The organism is Vibrio sinus (assembly GCF_023634645.1).
GTDB lineage: Bacteria > Pseudomonadota > Gammaproteobacteria > Enterobacterales > Vibrionaceae > Vibrio > Vibrio sinus.
In genome coordinates, this window is the sequence record NZ_JAMKMR010000005.1 from 112036 (window position 1) to 130935 (window position 18900).

Genomic DNA, 18900 nt, shown 5'->3' on the forward strand with positions numbered 1-18900 from the left:
TGGTGACGGCACTTTTTAATGAAGAGGTGACGGTACAACTTCGTCGTTGCCCAGAAAACCCCAATAAAATAGAGCAAGTTACTAAATCCAGCAAAGTAGATATTACTGGTGCCGAACACTTGATCAACAGCCTGGACATTCATAGTAGTCCTTTACTTAACGCCGCTAGTGAACTCATTGGTATTTTAGTTACTCTACCGAGACAGGGAACATCGCGTAATGTTAGTCGTTTTCGACAAATACTATTGGATGGTCTCACCTCTTTCCGTACTCGAGGGAAACATCTTGATTACCACCCAAATGTGATCGAAAAGAGTTGTTTTGTACTTTGCGCTGCATTGGATGAAGCGATTCTGCACACGGCTTGGGGAGAGCAAGCTCGGTGGGAAAATCATTCGTTACTGAGTAGCCTATTTTCACAGCGAAATGGTGGAGAAGCATTTTTTGTTGTATTGGAAAATGCGACTCAACAACCGAGTAAGTTGCTTGATTTTATTGAGCTTCAGTACGTGCTTTTACAGCTAGGTTTTAAGGGTAAATTTCGTCATGAAGGCGATGTTCCATTGCATGAAATTAGCGCGGATGCTTACACTCTCATTCGCAAGTATCGTGGCGATAGCAGTCTTCCCGTTCCTTTAAAGCCAGAGATTATTCAACGCAAGCAGCCTCGACGCATTCTGAATATCTATAGGGTCTTATCTTTAGCGTGCTGTGTTGCCCTTACGGGCTTCATTCTGTCGGAATATTGGTACGCGAATCAGGTAAAGCCAATGATTGAAGCAACTCATGCGCTGAAATCTTTCGATGTGAATTTTGTTACACCGACAAAAATGACGTCAGACGAGCATAAGAGCACGAGTACAAGTAAGCACACTAGGACTCAGAATCCCATTTCTCCCACATTATTAAGTCATTTGCACATTCAGAAGTGGCAGGTGATTTTTGGGGTATTTACCAGCTCTGGGAACATCGTTCACCTCACTGATAGTTTGAAACGTGAAGGTTATACCCCACTTGTCCGCCACGTAGAGCGAGGCTCAGAAATTTATATTGCGATAGAAAGTAATGTAACCGATGTCAAAAAGCTGAAAGGCAAATTTGATGAACAATTTGGTTTAAATGTTTTGGTTCGTAAATGGTAGGAATGACATGACTAAAAAAATACTCTATGTGTTGCTCACTATAGTGTTAAGCAGTATCTCTGGCGCGTTGTGGATTTTTCTACCAGAAGACTCTTTTTTTGGTCTTAAGATGGTATTTACTGGTGCTACAGTGTTGGTATGCCTTCTTATTGTTATCTGGTGGGTACGACGAGTGTCTGGTAACAAAGAGGCGTGCGAGAAACAGGTATTGTTGAAGCAAGACATTCGTACGATTCGGCAGCTATTCTTAGTAGCGACACGGAAAATACGTGGCAGAGGCCATAATAAGCTAGAGAGTTTTTATGACCTTCCATGGTATTTGGTAATTGGCAGTTCAGGTGATGCCAAAAGCACTATATTGCAACAAAATGGATTTGAATCTACCTCGGAGCATCATCAATCAGAAAGCGCTACTGAAGACTACTTAACTATTTGGAGTGATGAGAAGGCCGTTGTTATCGAAGTTGGCCCGAGAGTATTTGATGGTACTTCACTCGATCAGACCTTATGGCATGTTCTTTCGCAACAGATATTGAAGTATCGGCCGCAACAGGGCTTAAACGGTATTATTTCTGTATTTGGGTGTGATGCATTGCTGCGGACAGCCAGCAAAGAGCGTGAGAAAATTGCGAACTTGTACCAGAAAGCTCTGCTATCAATGAATAGAGCACTAAAACTAGAACTGCCAGTTTATAGCGTTTTCTCTAAAGCTGACGCGATTTCTGACTTTATCGAATTCTTTGCAAGTTATTCTGGCGCAGATATAGAAAATCCATTCGGCGTTACACTTAAATGTGAAGCATCACGCCGATTTGATAGACAAGAGTTTGATGAGCAATATCAAATACTACTGGGCTCACTGGCTGAGCAGAAGCTTGATATACTGAGAACGTCCAATGTTGAAGGGGCGGCATCGGCACTAGCATTGCCATACCAGTTGCGTATTTTCTTTGAGCGTATGAGTGAGTTTCTGGCCGATATAGGGCGAGAAAATCGAGTTCGAGAAGCGGTGTGGATTCGTGGGGCTTACTTATTATCGTCGGGGCAAAAAGGAACAGAGTTCGATCTTCTGACTCAGACTATAGCAGATCGTGCTGAATTTAACTCTAGAAGTACTCACGAACAGCTTCCAGGGCGACGCAGTTGCTTTTCACGCCAGCTATTCAGTTACGCAATATTACCTGAAAAGGCCGTTGTAGGTATGAATAAATGGCGGCATGCCGGAAGTGTGGCGCTGCGTATCACGTTCTTATTTTGTATTGTTGTAGCTCTAGTTTTTTCGGTCTTACAGCTGAAAAGTAATTGGCTTAGAGATGATAAATGGCGTACTGGTGCCATTGTCATGATGAACCAGTATCGCGCCGATGCGTTGAAACTGAAAACTCATTATTCAACATCAGACATGATCGCAGTATTAGATGAATTGCGTACTGTGGCAAGAGAAGGTGTAAAACCGAAAGCCTGGTATAAATACATTAGTGCTAGGCAGGATGCGACTTCGAAGCATGTCTTTCAGGCATACCAACATCAGTTGGCACTGGTTTTATTGCCAAATCTAGAACAGCTGATGAAAAGCCAGCTGACTGAGAGTGTAAAACATCAGCAACCTGCACAAGTGTTTACTGCCTTGTATTACTATCAAATGCTGTTTGATCATGACTTGGTGAATACCCCAGATTTTCTGGCGTACCTCGTTGAACATATTAAGGGTGAACGGAATTTAGATGGAAATCTTTCTTCTGCAGATATCCAAAAATTATCAAAGCTAGTTGAAGATCTATTTAACAGTCACTATGAACAGCAGGCCAAGCCAGACAGAGAGTTAATTCATTCGGCAGTTCGTCGCCTCCAAGGGTTGTCACCAGCCCGTTTAATATACTCGCGTATCCAAACTCTGCCTCAATATGGGAGTACGGTTGACATACGTGCACAGCTCGGTGCCAACTTTTCCAGCTTATTTTGCTTCTCTGATGGGTTTCATGGATATCTTATTCCAAATATGTTTACTAAGCGGGGGTATGGACAATTGGATCTTGGACCTAACTCATCGCTGTTATACCAGCAGTTGAAATCCCTAAAAGAAATTGAAGGAGATAAATCTAATGTATCGGTTACTGAACGAGTGGACTTAAGTCGGCAGATACAAAAACTGTATTTGTCAGACTATATTCATTATTGGAAAAATTTAATTAGTAATATTCATATCCGCCAGTTTAGTGACCCTGCAGATTTCGCCTCAGCCTTGAAAGGGGCAAGAGACCTTTCTGATAGCCCGATACTTGACGTATTAGACACAGTGGTACTCAATACAACATTGGCTCATGAAGAACAACCTAGCACTAAAAGTGACAAACGGGCTGCTAGCCAGTTAGGCCTTAAGAAACTCGCTAAAGGTATGAGTACAGTTGAAAAGCTCAACCAGTCTATGGGTGAAACACTGTTACAACTTCAGCCAGCGTTCATCGTCAACCAAGCTTTTAAATCGGTTGCACGATATGTGAATGGTAGTGGAAAGAAGGGCGACACAGCTCAGTCAAACACCTTGATACACCAACTTGATACCCTTAACACCTACTTTTATACGGCGCTGTCTAACACTGATTCGAGCAAGGCATTTTTTGATGACATGCAGGCTCACGTGTCCAATGGCCAAGATGCGATAAAGGAGCTGCAACAGTCGGGAAGCGATGCACCTGATGTAGTGGCTCGGTGGACAAAGAGCATTGCATTTCATGCGTGGCGTCAAGTTGTGAACGGGAGTGTAAGTTATCTTGATGAGCAATGGGATGCTCAGGTCTATCAATTTTATGTGAATGCAATAGACGGACACTTTCCTTTTGCAACTCGTAGTCGTAGCGACGTGAGCCTGGATGACTTTGCGCTGATGTTTAAACCTCATGGCCTAATAGACGAATATGTTAACCAGTTACTGACACCTTTTGTGTACTGGGATGATGGGAAGCTGATGCTCCAAGAGGTAGATGGAGTCGCGCTACCGATGTCTAAAGCGGCGCTGCAGAATCTAGAAATCGCAAAAAAAGTATCGACCGTATTTTTCGGTCAGACAGGGAAAATGCCAGAACTAAAGATATCGTTAAGAGCTTCTATCATGAGTGCAAATGTGACTAAGTTTTCATTGCGGGGTAGTGGGAATGTCTTCAGTTATAACCAAGGGCCAAAGTTTTGGCGAGAAATTAATTGGCCGACATCTGACATGGATGGATATCTTAGTGCTGACTTCTACCAAGGAGACAAGCTGTTAGCCAGTCAGTCATATAAAGGACAATGGGCATTATTGCGCTTTCTATTCAATGGTAAAAACGCTGTTACCACTAGTCATTCCAAGCGAAAAGTGGATTACAAGCTAGGCAATGAGCAGATTACGATTAATTACAAGTTGGACAATTCTGAGGAAGTAATCGATAAGTCATTGTTTTCTAATTTCAGGCTGCAAAAGCAATTGTTGTGATGAAGAAGCTAGATGCAACTTTGCACTTTTCCAAACTTAGCAGGGAAAGCTATCGAAAGCATTTTGTACGAATAGAAGACATGTGGCGGGAGTTCAGGGCGTTAATTGAGTGCCGTGGGTCTAGTACTCAGCGAGTGTTAGATATAGATATTACGCTTCAAGTTTTAACTCTGGAGTTTGATCGCGAGGCTATCCCATTAAATCAATTTGAGCAGCATGATCGCGAGTTATTTTTTGAATTGTTGCCAGATATAGAGTTAGCCATTGAGTATTGCCATAAAAGAGGTTGGGTTCATGGTGATATAAAGCCATCTAATATTTTATATATTCCTAAAACAAGAAAAATTAAATTGATTGATTTTGGTGCTAGTTACCGGATTGGTACATGGAGGGAATTATTGAAGGAATGGCAGCTAACACCCCTATTTTCTTCTCAAGAAATGATATCTGGATCAGGGGTGGTAAATGAAGAGGATGATTGGTTTTCACTTAATCAAATGCTTAAGTAACCGATGTGTTTGAAATTAATTTTGACTAATATTTGGAGTCTACTATGGGTTTAGAGTTCGAGAGTAATGCGAAAATAAACAAGGCAGAGTTTTTGGGGGCTGTTAATCGCGTCGGTAGAGCTAAATTAGCTGCCGCATTTAAAACGTCGACATTTATCTACGGTACAACAGGAAACGGGAGCATCGCAGGGCACTTTGTCAAAGAAGCAAGCCGGTGCGCTCAGGGTAGTGAAGCCAATATTTATGATCCAGGCCGTAGGGTCTATGAATATATTAAAGATAACTACCAGATGATGGACCTATATTATGGTCAAAGGGGAACACAGTTACATACTCATAGAATCCCAGCTATCGCTGAGTTTGTACACTACGCAATGATGTTTTCTGGCGGTTTCGACATGTCTACATCCGGTCGAGAAGCTTATATGCGTACTTTTCATACCAATAGAGAAGGCTGGGATGGTTCAGAACAAGCCAAAAAAAGGTACGAAGGAAGATACAATGGATTAACGGTCACTCAAGAAATGTCACGTATTATCCGATGGGGAGTACATGAATTTGGCGGTAAGCTTATTTTCGAAGGTAGAGATGTATTCTACTCACAAGTATTTGATCGCAATGCCGCAAGAATAGGTGACACTGATTTAGAAGCCATAGAGCTTTTTAAATATTTTAAACCAGGCCAGTCTATCGCAAAATTTGGTGATGGTCTGATCGAGTTTCATTGGGGAGGAAAACCAGAGGTCCCAACACAAAATCACTTTGTCGACAACTGGAAGTGGTCGCTGGGAAGAACTCATTCATGGAAGAATCATGGTTATAAAGATATAGACAAGGCTAATCTTCGTGGCATATGGAATAATTTTATTAAATACGAAGCTAACCCAAAAAATGACTTGCGACGAAGTTTGTTACATTATGCTAATGAAAAAAGAGAGGAACAGCATATTATTCAATAGTAATTAATGGCTTTAACTGATGAAAACTGAAGGCAGCTTATCTGATTCAGTTTTCTCAGTTGAAGAGAATTAATACTAAACTGTACTAACTCAGACCTGATAACGTTTACGATACTCGATTGGAGTCATATTGTGGGATTTTTTAAAAAGTTCCCTAAAATAGCGGGTGTCCTCGTAACCAACTGTGCGTCCGATTTCTTCAATGGTTTTTTTAGTTTTTTCCAACATGTCTTTCGCTATCGAAAGGCGAATTTGTTGAATATAGCGTATTGGTGTTGTGCCAGTGGCTTGTTTGAAACGGCGCTTCATCTGGCGTTCACTCAAGAACACACGCTCACTAAGATCTTTGACTGAAAACTGCCCATCTGGCGTGTCGTGCATCCAGTTCTGCAATTTTCGGATGACCGTATCATTATGCTGTTGAAAGGAAAGAAAGTTAGCGAGTAACTCTTTATTGGGTTGATCTGAGTTACCAGCAAGAAATTGATGGCAGTCGTCTCTGACTTTTAAGCCAAACAGCTGACCAATAATTGGAAGCATTACCTCATAACATTGGTTGACCCCTGACGTGCAGTAGTAGTTATTGTCGCAAGTGACGTCTCTTTCTACCTGTAAAATTGTATCGGGAAACATGTGGCGGAACATTTCTGCATAGCTCCAATGTGTGGTTGCGGTCCGGTTATGTAATATTCCAGCTTTTGCTAGTACAAACGCCCCGGAAGAAATAGAGGCTATCGGAATATCACGTTGGGCAAGTTGTGTAAGCCAGCGTAATGTATCCTCAGTGCAAATACTTTTACTTTCGCTTGGAATACCAATTGAACCGATCAGTAACACATCCGTTGTTTTTATGTTCTCAATGGTAGTGGTTGGGTAAATAGATATTCCACCAATTCCGTGAATGGGTTGATTATCCTCAGTGACAATATGGATTGATGGTACATGAGTACCGGCTATTTGAGCAGCAACCGTTAGAGCTTCAATGGGGCCTGATACTGAGGTTATTGGTGCATCGGAAAATGCCAACGCTGTTATGGTTAGTTTTTTTTGTCCCACAAGTGACCTTCCAGAGAAAATTAGAAATATGAATGTCATGAGCCGGCGATGCTAATAAAGATGGGAGGCCAATAGTATGATCACTTTGTGATGGATTATGACCTAATGTGAGCGGGTGTGTGGTGCTTGTATTAAGGTTACTTCGTTTGAAGCTTCTACCGTCATAGAGATCCGTTAGTCATAGAAGTGAGTATGATTTATTTCTTTCGCGTTGCCTTTGAATGCTTCATAATTCACCTGAAAGATACTTTATACATTGAGTAACGACTGAGCACTTCTCCTAGATAACTTGACGTTACAAATTTATTAATTATTAAGGTTATTAAATGCTTGGGACAGTTTTATTAATTGAGGATGACCTTTCCTTATCTGAGGTGGTCGTTGATTATTTAGAGTGCTACAACATCAAGGTGATCCCTCACCATAGAGGGGATACTGCGATGGAAAAAATAGAGGAGGTTAAGCCTGACATCGTAATATTAGATATTATGCTGCCAGGTAAAAATGGGCTTGATATATGCAGAGATATTTATAATCAGTTCATAGGAGAAATATATATCCTGATGCTCACTGCGTGTAATCAAGGTGCAGATGAAGTGGTTAGCTTAGAGCTAGGCGCTGATGATTATCTTCAAAAGCCAATTGAGCCAAGAGTGTTGCTCGCTAGAATTAGATCTTTGCTACGACGGAAATCTCTGTCTATTACGAAGAAGTCTAATATTACCTTTTCTTTTGATGGCTTCTACATAAATAGCGTATCTCGTGTAGTGCAAATTAATGAAGTTGAAGTTCCTATGACAACCTCTGAGTTTGATTTGCTGTGGTTGTTGGTTAGAAACCATGGAAAAGTCTTAAGCCGAGATTTTATATTAAATGAGATTAGAGGTGGCTTGGGCAGTGAGTGTATTACCGACAGGTTTATTGATGCGAAGATATACAGGTTAAGAAAAATTATCGACCATGATAGTGGTGAAAGCCGTATAAAGACAGTACGAAATAAAGGCTATTTGTTTGTTGGTCGTAAGGACAGCGAAAATTGATATTGGATAGTTAGTATGGAAAAAGAGATAAAGTCTGCAAAAGTTTTTTTCCTGTTTTTTTTACTGATATTAGTTTTGAGCGTTATCGTACCATATCTAATTAGTATTAAATACAGTGTAGACTCTAGTGAATTGATACATAACGTTTCGAAAAGAATAATTTCTCAGTCAAAACAGTCTCTAGAGGAGATGAGCGATGCAAATAAAGAAAAATATCTTAATGAATTGAAATATAACTTTGGATTTAACTTCAGTTTGGTTGACTCGATACCTAAATATTTACCGGACTGGAAGAAAAACAAAATTGATAAAACCCATGTTATCTTTGATAAAAAAACCAAAAGCTTATTTGTAAAGTCATACCATACGGATGATCTCTACTTGAAGGTAGGACCAATTCCAATGGTGTATATTATGGATTTGAATACGATGTACAGTAAGTTTACATTTTTAGTTTACTTTAGCTTAGCTGTATCTTTAGTTTTGCTTTTTTTTATTTTTCGATCACTGATTCCATATTATTCAGATATAAATCGTATAAAAGAAAAACTATTATTTTTATCGAAAGGACAAACCAAGCCTACATCCGAAGATGTAAAAAGCCCACTGTTAAAGCCAGTGGATAAAATATTTGCACATGTTTCAAACCAGATTGGCACTCATGTAACCATCAATAAGAACTTAGCTAACACCATTGCGCATGAAATCCGAACTCCTTTATCTAAGTTGAAGTTTTACTTGGAGATGTTTGATGAGGACGTTCCTGAAGAAAAGAAATCAAGTTATAAAGCTAAAGCGAACCGGGCAATCCGCGAAGCGGATGATATTATTTCGTTAATATTGAACTATAGCGCCTTTGAGCACTCGGGCTTTGCATTGTCCCCGACAAAAATGAACGTGAACAGTGCTGTTGAGAATATGACACTTGCCTTAGATGAGATAAGTCATCCAAGTAGGTTGAGGTATAACTATGATAAAGCCAGTTGGCATTCTGGTCTGTTTGTCGAGTTTGATATTAGAATGGTCAATATTGCATTAATTAATATCTGTAGTAATGCGTTGAAGTACGCAAATGAGCGAGTGAATGTCCAGTTCTCATGTTCTGACTCAAGACTTTGTATCCATGTTGATGATGATGGTCAAGGTGTTCAGGCTGGAGAGAAGGAACGTATATTTGAGCTCTTTTATACAAAGTCAGACGATTTATCTTCAGGTTATGGTTTTGGCTTAGGCTTTTCCAAATTGATAATGCAGGCACATGGTGGGGACATTACGGTAGGGGATAGCCCTATGGGAGGTGCAAGGTTTACCATCGAGATTAATGTTGTTAGTTAATCAACATGAATCTCGATAGATTAATAATAAAAATTCGATAGTATACAAGCACAAGTACCACATCTGGAAAAATTAAAAAAATGAATTACGATAAAGAATACGACGTCAACGGCATTGTTCAATTTGATGCAGCAAAAGAGCTGTTGAAGTTACTTCCGAAAAATGTTCCACGGGTATTAGACGTGGGTTGTGGATCTGGGAAAGTGACCCAACTCATTCGTGAGCACACGTCCGCGGAACGAATTTATGCAATCGATCAATCACAGCAAATGATTGTAGAAGCGAGCAACGCTTACCCATCTCCAACGGTGAGCTATATCCATAGCTCGATAGAAGATTTCGACTTAGAATCTATTGGAACACTTGATCGCACTGTTGATCTGGTTACATCTAACTCGTCATTTCAATGGTTTCGTGATCACTCGGCGGCCCTGTCAAACATACGTAATACACTAAGCAATGATGGGGTATTTGTGCTCCAAACACCTTGTAAAGAAAACTGGTGCCCGACCATTGTCAGTTTGATTGATGACTTTTTTGCTCAATGTTACCCGCAATTAAAACCCCATCACCATTTCCCTTGCATGCATTTAGAAGAAGTAGACGACTATCGCCAACTGTTTGCCGAGAATGGTTTTGAAGTGGACGAGATCTACCTTAAAACGTTTGAATATGACTTAACGGTCGAGGACTTTCTCAAGGTCTTTAAGTCAGGGGCGTTTAAAGTATACAGTTACCAAGATTGGTTCGACGTCACATTACCTGATGGTTACACCGAAGCGCTTCTTCAGTTTGTAGCCAATTACGCCAAAAATCACAATCAGATTTCGATCTCTATGCCGAGAGTCTTTGCTAAGTTGCGTAAACTTTATCCTTAATCAGTCGCTTCAATACAAAGGTTCAGGATGTTGACGTATATGTTACAATTCGCGCAGTTTTAAGTAGTTAAGAATTGGATTTTACGTTGACGTCCTCAAATACAGATAATAATCGACCAACAACCTCCGAACCTGCCAAAAAAGCCAACGACGTGGCGTCTCTGCGTAATGCGTTAAACGAGTGCATGCTGCGTGACCGATTTCGCTTGAATAAACGCATTCGGGGTGCAAGTAAAATAAAGAATCCTCAGTCGAAAAGTGCGGTATTTGATGAAATTGCATTAGATATTGCCAAATCTATGGCAGAAGTGGAGCTGAGAAACTCTGCTTGTCATACCATTGAGTATCCAGAAATTCTACCTGTTAGCCAGAAAAAGCAGGAGATAGCGGAGGCGATTGACAATAACCAGGTCGTCATCATTGCTGGTGAAACGGGATCAGGTAAAACGACACAGATCCCCAAGATATGTGTTGAATTGGGTCGTGGCAAATACGGTTTAATTGGCCACACTCAGCCTCGACGTCTAGCCGCACGTTCTGTCGCCAATCGTATTGCGGAAGAAATGCAATGCCCATTAGGCAGTTCTGTCGGTTATAAAGTACGTTTTAATGATCAAATTTCGGATTCGACTCAAGTTAAGTTGATGACCGACGGCATTTTATTGGCAGAAATTCAACACGATAGATATTTGAATCAATATGATACGATCATCATCGATGAGGCGCATGAGCGCAGTTTAAACATCGATTTCATTCTCGGCTATTTAAAAGAGTTATTACCCAAAAGACCTGATCTTAAAGTCATTATCACTTCGGCGACTATTGATCCTGAACGCTTTTCAAAGCACTTTTATGATGCACCGATTATCGAAGTTTCTGGCCGAACTTACCCAGTAGAGACACGATATCGCCCATTAAAGGGTGAAGAAGAATCAGATCGTGATCAGCTTGATGGCATTTTTGAAGCGGTCGACGAGCTGTGCGATGAAGGTTTGGGTGATATCTTGATATTCATGAATGGCGAGCGTGAAATTCGTGATACGGCAGATGCGTTATCAAAACGAAACTTGCGTGATACCGAGATAGTGCGTCTTTACGCCAGGCTATCTGCTGGCGAACAAAATAAAATATTTCAACCACATGCAGGGCGACGAATTGTCCTGGCGACGAATGTGGCGGAAACTTCACTGACGGTGCCTGGGATAAAATATGTAATCGATCCCGGTACGGCAAGAATAAGCCGATATAGCTATCGAACCAAAGTGCAGCGATTGCCGATTGAGCCAGTTTCACAAGCCAGTGCTAATCAACGAAAAGGGCGCTGTGGACGTGTCGAAGAAGGCATTTGCATTCGTTTATATTCAGAAGAAGACTTTGCTTCACGACCTGAATTCACCGATCCAGAAATATTACGCACCAATTTGGCCTCTGTTATCTTGCAGATGACAGCGCTTGGCCTTGGCGACATTCAAGCTTTCCCATTCGTTGAAGCTCCAGATAGCAAAAACATCCAAGATGGCGTGCGTCTACTTGAAGAGTTGGGCGCCATTGCTTCGGCTACTCAGAAAAAGCCAGAAGAGAGGGGCCGCTCTAGCTATTGCCTTACATCAACAGGCAGACAGTTAGCTCGGTTACCTATTGACCCGAGACTCGCTCGTATGGTTATTGAAGCGCCAAAATATGGGTGCTTGAAAGAGGTCATGGTGATTGCTTCTGCGCTATCGATACAAGACCCAAGGGAGAGGCCATCTGACAAACAGCAATCTGCTGACGATAAACACAAACGATTCTTCCATGAAGATTCAGATTTCATGACCTTTGTGAATCTTTGGAACTATTTGCAAAAACAGCAAAAGTCTTTGTCTAGCAATCAATTTCGCAAGCAATGTAAACAAGATTATCTGAATTATCTTCGTGTTCGTGAGTGGCAAGATGTGTACTTCCAAATCCATCAAGTTGTCCGGGAACTTGATTTCAAACTCAATGATGAACCTAGCGGTTACGATAATATCCATTGTTCGTTATTGGTTGGTTTGTTGTCTCATATCGGTCTTAAAGACGCGGAAAAAAATCACTATCAAGGTGCGAGAAACGCACGTTTTCATATCTTCCCAGCTTCAGGCTTATTCAAAAAACAGCCTAAATGGGTGATGTCTGCTGAGTTGGTCGAAACGTCGAAACTGTGGGGGCGCATTATCGCCAAAATCCAGCCTGAATGGGTTGAGCCATTGGCTAAGCATTTAATAAAGCGCAGTCACAGTGAGCCTCATTGGTCGAAAAAGAGAGCGGCGGTGATGGCGTATGAAAAAGTCATGCTGTATGGCATTCCAATTGTCGCAAAGCGCCTCGTTAATTTCGGCAATATTGATGCAACGGTAAGCCGTGAAATTTTCATGCGTAGTGCATTAGTAGAAGGTGAATGGGAAACGAAACACGCTTTTTTCAAACAAAATAGGCAGCTGCTGCAAGAAGTGGAAGAGCTAGAGCATAAGTCGCGCCGAAGAGATATTTTGGTTGATGATGAAGAGCTCTATCAATTTTATGATCAAAGAGTGGGAACCGATGTCGTGTCTGGCAAACACTTTGATACTTGGTGGAAAAAAGCGAGTAAAGAAAACAAAGAGCTGCTCAACTTTGAAAAAGAAATGCTATTTAAAGGCGATGCGAGCCATGTAACAGAGCTGGATTACCCAAACTTTTGGTATCAGAATAACTTGAAATTGAAACTGAGTTATCAGTTTGAGCCGGGTGAAGATAGTGACGGTGTCACGGTACATATTCCATTACCGATTTTAAATCAAGTTGAGCAAACGGGGTTTGATTGGCAAATTCCTGGCCTTCGTCATGAGCTTATCGTTTGCTTGATTAAGTCACTCCCTAAACCAGTACGCAAGAATTTTGTGCCTGCGCCCAATTACGCCGACGCCTTTGTCGCTAAGGCCACCCCTCTAGATGCACCGCTGCTTGATAGTTTAGAAAAGGAACTCCGTCGCATGACGGGTGTAGAGGTATTACGGGAAGATTGGAACCTTGAACAAGTCCCAGAGCATTTGAAAGTCACCTTTAGGGCGGTGGATCATCGCAATCGAAAGCTAAAAGAAAGCAAAGATTTGTTTTCTCTGAAAGAAAGCTTGAAAGAGAAAGTTCAGCAGACATTATCAAAAGTGGCTGACGATGATATCGAACAACAAGGGCTGAATACTTGGAGCTTCGGCGAGTTGCCAAAAGTGTATACGCAAAAACGGGGAGGTTATGACGTAAAGGCGTATCCGGCGATAGTGGATGGTAAAAATAGTGTTGAAATAAAACTATTTGAAACTGAGCAAGAGCAAATTCGCGAAATGAAAGCGGGGCAACGTCGATTGGTGTTGCTGAATGTCCCGTCTCCTATCAAGTATTTGCATGCGAACTTGCCGAATAAATCAAAGCTTGGGCTGTATTTTAACCCCTATGGCAAAGTCATGGATCTTATCGACGATTGTATTTCCTGCGGTATTGATAAGTTGATTGAGGAAAAGGGCGGCTTAGTATGGCAACCAGAGGAATTTGAACAGTTAAGGGATTTCGTTCGCGCCGAGCTCAACGAGACGGTTGTCGATATTGCAAAGCAGGTCGAAGTTATACTGACGACGGCGTTCCAAATTAACAAAAAGTTAAAGGGAAAAATCGACTTTACCATGGCATTTGCTCTATCTGACATCAAAGCGCAAGTGGAAGGGTTAATATTTAAAGGCTTTGCGACTGAATCTGGTTGGAGGAAGCTACCTGATATCCTGCGTTACCTGAAAGCGGTAGAAAGAAGAATGGAAAAACTGCCTATCGACCCTAATAAAGATCGATTACATCTGATTAAAATTGAATCGATTACGGCAGACTATAAAGAGTTGCTGAACAAAGTGCCTAAGGGAATGACAGTACCAGACAATATAAAAGCGATAAGATGGATGCTAGAAGAGCTTAGAGTCAGCTATTTTGCTCAACAACTCGGCACTCCTTATCCAATATCAGATAAGCGGATCAAAATCGCAATTGAAGAGTGTTAACCAATTCTTTTCCCTTTAATAGGTATGATCTTTGCTTGGGTTTAAAATAGAACTGATTTTTGACGGAAGACGGCAATAACGTAGAGGAAAGACGTTATTGTTTTGATAACTAGAGGGTTAATTATGAAAAAAGCACTTCTTGCAGTGATGTTGCTAGGGTGTGCGACGACAGCGTCGGCAGAGTCATTGATTTATGCGGGGGCCGATGTGGGGTCCTCTGATTTAGGGGGAGACTCTTCTACCTCCTATGGTGTGCACGTTGGCACCGCCCTGACTTTGATTCCCTTTATGAGTGTGGAAGCTGGCTATCAAGACTTTGGAAAATTTGATAGCTCAAATTATGACAATACAACAGGTGAGCTAAAAGCAAACACAAAATATATTGCTATTCGCCCAAATGTTGAATTGGGACCACTGCAAGTGTATGCCAAAGCTGGTTTACATGATTATGAGATTGAATCGACAAGCGGTAGCTACAACCAAAGTGAAGTCGATGGATTTTATGGCCTTGGTGCGAAGTATTCAATCATGGGACCACTGACAATTGGTGCAAGCTATAACAACTACAACTTCAAAAATGATGATATGAAGTCGTTTAACGTCAGTATTGATTTCCACTTTTTGTAATATTAGGCCAACACGCCCAAGTTACCCAAAAACTCCAATCATAACCGATTGGAGTTTTTCCCATTGCTACGAATTAGCTGGTGGCCAGTATCGGCTCATGCACTCGTTCCAATTTAGACAGGATAAGCTTTTCTGCGTTATTCATGGCCTCTTTGGTGCCTACGTCAATGCAAGGTAGCTTATCAAAACGCTCTTTGTCTTTTATTGCCACATCATGGGCAAAGATAACAAATTGAGCGCCAGCGACGTCCGCTTTGGTTATTTTGTTGTTAGTGCCATTTGCGCCTTGAGTTTCAACTTTGATTTTTACGCCTAGTTGTCCCGCTGCTTTTTCTAAACATCTCGCTGCTAAAAAGGTGTGAGCAACCCCAGATGGGCAGGCTGTAATGGCGAGAACTTGTGCTTCGCCTTCACCGACAAATGTGTCGTATTCGGTGTCGATGACTTGCTCTGTTTCCTCTTCTTCCACATTTTTCTTCAGTAAGGCCACAATGATAGCTGTGGTGAGTGAGCCTGCGATGGTTCCAACAATATAACCAATTTTTCCATCGACAACCGGGAGCACAATCCAGCCACCCCACGGTGCATGGTTGACCACATTGAACATAAAACCCGTTACGTTTCCTACGATACCGCCAGCGACTATCGAAGGAATAACACGAATGGGATCAGCGGCAGCAAAGGGAATCGCGCCTTCAGTAATGCCAATCATGCCCATGATGCCTGCCGCTTTCCCTGCTTCTCTTTCAAACTTTTTAAACTTGTTAGGAAATAGTATGGTTGCGAGGAACATACCTAGTGGAGGCGTACAAATTGCTATCCCCACACCACCCATCAACCAAGGCTGTGTATTCACCTGAGTTTGCGCAAATAGGGTAGCGACTTTGTTTATTGGCCCCCCCATATCAAATGCCGTCATTGCACCAAGAATTGTGCCGAGTAAAATTTTTCCAGCGCCAGCCATGCTGGCTAACCAGTGATTCAATCCTGCCATCATTAGGGCAATAGGCTCCCCAAATACCCACATGACCGCGCCACACACAATAAATGTGCCGACCAAAGGGTAAATGAAAATCGAACCGAGTGAAGTCATGGTGTTGGGCAACTTGATTCGCTTAAGTTGCGAGACAACAAAGCCAGCAAAGAAGCCAACGATGATAGCGCCAAGAAAGCCAGTGTGATAATTTTGCACCGCTATCCACGAGCCAATCATACCAGGAGCTAATCCAGGTTTATCGGCAATAGAATAGGAAATGTACCCGCCCAGTACCGCGGTAAATAACGTGAGTCCAGCGATACCCATGGTTGCGATATCTTTTAGAACGCCGCTATCGGGTACTGCGCCTTTACCTGAAATCATCACTGATAGAGAGAGCAAAACACCGCCAGCAACGATAAATGGAATCATGTGTGAAGTGCCATACAAAAGGTGTTCTTTGGTGCGGCTTACTTTGGCTTTGAAGTCGTTGGGTTGGTTTTGCGAAGCGTCAGTATCTACACTGGACTTGCTATTATTTTCCGGTTGTAGAGCAGGTTGCTTAGAAGTGAGCAAGTTGAGAGCCTCCTCTTCACTACGGGCTTGCTTTAATCGTTCAATAAATCCGTCTTGGACTAATTTACTGGATATTTGTGCCAATACTTCAATATGGTGATTATCGTTGCCATCTGGCGAAGCGAGCATAAAGAAAATGCGGGAGGGCTCACCGTCTTCCGCTCCGTAGTCTATCCCTTTGCGGCTTATACCTATTGCCACTGCTGGTTGGGCTACATGTTTACTTTTTGCATGAGGTAGCGCTATGCCGTCTTCAAATCCAGTGTTACCGATGTCCTCTCTAGCCCAAACATCGGCTAGGTATTGTTTCTTATCGGAAAGTTTCCCCTCTTTGTCAAGAATACTGGCCATTTCCTCTAGCACTTCTTGCTTTGTTTCGGCTTGAAGATCTAAGCAGATCAATCTGGCATTGACTAACGAATGAATATCCATAACACACCCAAGGTTTTATTTAGTTGCGTATATTATTGATAGCCATTGATAAAATTAAAACTAGAACAAAGATTCATTTACTGGATTATTGTATCTCTAATGGTGTTTTGTGATTTGGAGCGGTTTGCGTTGATGACAGTACTCATAGGTGGATAAATTTGGTCAAATAGAAAGGTTAGGGCCAGAATCTGGCCCTAATTTGTCGCTGAGATTTATCACAAATAACGTCGGGTTAAATGGTTTTTAAAGTGCTGCGTATTTAAGGTGTCCCCTGTAGCTTGGCGCACCAATTCGTCAGTCGTAAGCAAGCTGCCTTTGCTCCAAATGTTTTGCTTTAACCAGTCAAAAATAGGAGTGAGATCACCACTTCGAATAACGCTGTTGACGTCGACACTTTGTGTCATTGCCGCCATAAATTGTGCCGCGTACATCGCGCCTAGTGTATAAGAAGGGAAATAGCCGAAAGCGCCATCTGTCCAGTGTATATCTTGCATGCAGCCATTTTTATAATTCCCTTGCGTTGAAAGACCTAGATATTGCTGCATCTTGGTATCCCATAGCTCTGGAACATCAGTGTGTTTGATATCGCCGTTGATAAGATCGCGTTCGATTTCATAGCGAAGAATCACGTGGGCTGGATAGGTTAGCTCATCGGCATCCACTCGGATAAAATCTTTTTTCACTCTAGTGTAAAGCTTATGCAAGTTATCTTTGGCAAATAACGCTTCATTTTTGCCTTGGAAGTGTTTAGTAGCGAGCTTCGATAAGTGCTCGATAAACGGCTCACTGCGGCCTAATTGCATTTCGAAGAATAGAGACTGAGACTCATGGATACCCATAGAGCGCGCTTCACCGCTTGGCACACCTGATAATGAAGTCGGCCTTCCTTGTTCATAACGAGCATGGCCAGTTTCATGTACTATGCCCATTAATGAGTGAGTAAATTCGTTTTCATCGTATCGAGTGGTAATTCGAACATCAGTATCCACACCACCACAAAATGGATGGACACTTTCATCTAAACGGCCATGATTGAAGTCGAATTGCAATAGGGACATCACCTCTAACCCGAGTGCTTTTTGTTTACTCGTTTCAAACACGCCTTCCGGTGTTAGGTAATTATCGGACTTTTGTTTTTCGATTGCCTCATCGATTAAATTGGGCAGCCAACTTTTTACATCTTCAAAAATAGTGTTGAGTGAATCGGAATAGGTACCAGGCTCGTAGATGTCTAGCATGGAGTCATATGGATTAAGTCCCGTGGCTTCAGAGCGAATACGAGCTTCCTCTTGGGAAAGCGATACCACTTCTGCCCAATTTTTCTCAAATCCTACCCAGTCGTTATAACCACGTTGAGTTCTCCATGCGTGCTCACATTTAGAACCGGCTAGTGATTTGGCTTGCACTAAGTCTTCAGGTAGAACATTCGAATGCAGCCAATGCCGTTTCATTTCGCGCAATGTAGCTAGATCATCCTGGGTAGTGACTTCTTCACTGGCCTTATCAAACCAATCAGACAATTGTGGCTGAGTCATTAATGAATGGATATGAACGGAAAGCTCAGCAAGCGCTTCAGAGCGAGCTTGATTACCTCCGGATGGCATCATTGCCGCTGCATCCCAGCCACAGATTGCGGATAAATGATTAAATCGATTAATTTTTTTAAAATGGTCAACCAGATTGTGAAATGCTTGCATTTGCGTTCTTCCATAGACTTTTTGAGGAAGAGTTAGTGTATCAGGGGAAGGAGCGCTGTCAAAATGTAACGCTCAAGTTTAGATTTGGGCTAATACAACTCTTCTATAATCTATTATTAGGTTTTGGAATAAAGATATTCATTTATCAATAATGATAATAA

At 41.8% G+C, this 18900-nt stretch carries 12 protein-coding genes; 9 read left to right on the plus strand and 3 right to left on the minus strand.

What is annotated here, in order from left to right:
- Window positions 1-2: 2 nt before the first annotated feature.
- The 4 genes from icmH to M9194_RS07315 are packed head-to-tail and all read left to right on the plus strand — an operon-like array spanning window position 3 to window position 6079.
- Window positions 3-1142, plus strand: a complete 1140-nt coding sequence (gene icmH, locus M9194_RS07300; RefSeq protein ID WP_250611968.1) for a type IVB secretion system protein IcmH/DotU — start codon at window positions 3-5, stop codon at window positions 1140-1142.
- A gap of 7 nt (window positions 1143-1149) precedes the next feature.
- A complete protein-coding gene (gene tssM / locus M9194_RS07305) occupies window positions 1150-4611 on the plus strand; it encodes a type VI secretion system membrane subunit TssM (protein WP_250611969.1) in 3462 nt (1153 codons plus the stop codon).
- Window positions 4611-5120 carry a protein kinase domain-containing protein gene (locus M9194_RS07310; protein ID WP_250611970.1) on the plus strand — a complete coding sequence of 170 codons (510 nt, stop codon included), beginning with the start codon at window positions 4611-4613 and terminating at the stop codon, window positions 5118-5120. Before tssM ends, M9194_RS07310 begins: the two co-directional genes overlap by 1 nt.
- 44 nt (window positions 5121-5164) lie before the next feature.
- Complete coding sequence (locus M9194_RS07315) at window positions 5165-6079, plus strand: hypothetical protein (RefSeq protein ID WP_250611971.1); 915 nt, start codon at window positions 5165-5167, stop codon at window positions 6077-6079.
- A 90-nt stretch (window positions 6080-6169) separates the two neighbouring features.
- Here M9194_RS07315 and M9194_RS07320 read toward each other — a convergent pair whose 3' ends face one another.
- A complete protein-coding gene (locus M9194_RS07320; protein WP_250611972.1) occupies window positions 6170-7135 on the minus strand; it encodes a GlxA family transcriptional regulator in 966 nt (321 codons plus the stop codon).
- A 326-nt stretch (window positions 7136-7461) separates the two neighbouring features.
- On the opposite strand from M9194_RS07320, the gene M9194_RS07325 reads away from it, so the two are divergent.
- From M9194_RS07325 to M9194_RS07345, 5 genes are all read left to right on the plus strand, one after another.
- Window positions 7462-8175: a response regulator gene (locus tag M9194_RS07325; RefSeq protein ID WP_250611973.1), complete on the plus strand. Its 714-nt coding sequence runs from the start codon at window positions 7462-7464 to the stop codon at window positions 8173-8175.
- Window positions 8176-8190: 15 nt separating this feature from the next.
- A complete protein-coding gene (locus tag M9194_RS07330) occupies window positions 8191-9510 on the plus strand; it encodes a sensor histidine kinase (protein ID WP_250611974.1) in 1320 nt (439 codons plus the stop codon).
- An 80-nt stretch (window positions 9511-9590) separates the two neighbouring features.
- Entirely contained in the window at window positions 9591-10388 is a 798-nt protein-coding gene (locus M9194_RS07335; protein ID WP_250611975.1) for a methyltransferase domain-containing protein, read from the plus strand.
- Between the two features lie 86 nt (window positions 10389-10474).
- Window positions 10475-14431, plus strand: coding sequence for an ATP-dependent RNA helicase HrpA (gene hrpA / locus M9194_RS07340; RefSeq protein WP_250611976.1), 3957 nt, complete (start codon window positions 10475-10477; stop codon window positions 14429-14431).
- Between the two features lie 123 nt (window positions 14432-14554).
- Window positions 14555-15058: a porin family protein gene (locus M9194_RS07345; protein WP_250611977.1), complete on the plus strand. Its 504-nt coding sequence runs from the start codon at window positions 14555-14557 to the stop codon at window positions 15056-15058.
- A 73-nt stretch (window positions 15059-15131) separates the two neighbouring features.
- Here the strand turns inward: M9194_RS07345 and M9194_RS07350 are convergent, their stop codons facing one another.
- Window positions 15132-17042, minus strand: coding sequence for a PTS fructose transporter subunit EIIC (locus M9194_RS07350; RefSeq protein WP_250611978.1), 1911 nt, complete (start codon window positions 17040-17042; stop codon window positions 15132-15134).
- Window positions 17043-17257: 215 nt separating this feature from the next.
- Complete coding sequence (locus M9194_RS07355) at window positions 17258-18739, minus strand: carboxypeptidase M32 (RefSeq protein ID WP_250611979.1); 1482 nt, start codon at window positions 18737-18739, stop codon at window positions 17258-17260.
- Between the last annotated feature and the right edge of the window lie 161 nt (window positions 18740-18900).

Bases quoted from the DNA above. Each gene is read 5' to 3' on its own strand.
- M9194_RS07315 (WP_250611971.1), top strand. From the start codon at position 5,165: ATGGGTTTAGAGTTCGAGAGTAATGCGAAAATAAACAAGGCAGAGTTT.
- M9194_RS07345 (WP_250611977.1), top strand. From the start codon at position 14,555: ATGAAAAAAGCACTTCTTGCAGTGATGTTGCTAGGGTGTGCGACGACA.
- M9194_RS07330 (WP_250611974.1), top strand. From the start codon at position 8,191: ATGGAAAAAGAGATAAAGTCTGCAAAAGTTTTTTTCCTGTTTTTTTTA.
- tssM (WP_250611969.1), top strand. From the start codon at position 1,150: ATGACTAAAAAAATACTCTATGTGTTGCTCACTATAGTGTTAAGCAGT.
- M9194_RS07310 (WP_250611970.1), top strand. From the start codon at position 4,611: ATGAAGAAGCTAGATGCAACTTTGCACTTTTCCAAACTTAGCAGGGAA.
- M9194_RS07350 (WP_250611978.1), bottom strand. From the start codon at position 17,042: ATGGATATTCATTCGTTAGTCAATGCCAGATTGATCTGCTTAGATCTT.
- M9194_RS07355 (WP_250611979.1), bottom strand. From the start codon at position 18,739: ATGCAAGCATTTCACAATCTGGTTGACCATTTTAAAAAAATTAATCGA.
- M9194_RS07335 (WP_250611975.1), top strand. From the start codon at position 9,591: ATGAATTACGATAAAGAATACGACGTCAACGGCATTGTTCAATTTGAT.
- M9194_RS07325 (WP_250611973.1), top strand. From the start codon at position 7,462: ATGCTTGGGACAGTTTTATTAATTGAGGATGACCTTTCCTTATCTGAG.